Annotated in this window: 1 pseudogene; it reads left to right on the top strand. The window is 59.3% G+C overall.

Annotated features, from left to right (window positions below):
• Positions 1-467 (top strand): annotated as a pseudogene (locus SKZ59_RS28150) (sulfoacetaldehyde acetyltransferase); the annotation flags it as partial.

Here is a 467-nt window from a genome sequence, read left to right as displayed (position 1 = left end):
ACCTTGCCGCAGCACGGCATGGATTACTGGCCGAAAAACGCCAAGATCATCCAGATCGACGCCGACAACAAGATGCTGGGCCTGGTCAAGAAAATCTCCGTCGGCATCTGCGGCGACGCCAAGGCGGCCGCCAAAGCGATCCTGTCCCGCCTGGACGGCAAGAGCCTCGACTGCGACGCGACGCGTGACGAGCGCTATGCCACCGTGCAAGCGGAAAAGGCCGCGTGGGAAGAGGAGCTGACCAACTGGACGCATGAGAAAGATGCATACAGCCTGGACATGATCGAAGAGCAAAAGAAAGAGCCGGGTAACTACCTGCACCCGCGCCAGGTGCTGCGCGAGCTGGAAAAAGCCATGCCGGAAGACGTGATGGTGTCGACCGACATCGGCAACATCAACTCGGTGGCGAACAGCTATCTGCGCTTTGAAAAGCCGCGCAGCTTCTTTGCGGCGATGAGCTTTGGCAA

The organism is Janthinobacterium sp. GMG2 (assembly GCF_033949445.1).
In the GTDB taxonomy this organism is placed as follows: Bacteria; Pseudomonadota; Gammaproteobacteria; order Burkholderiales; family Burkholderiaceae_D; genus Janthinobacterium; species Janthinobacterium aestuarii.
This window is presented reverse-complemented; position numbering and strand designations above follow the sequence as displayed.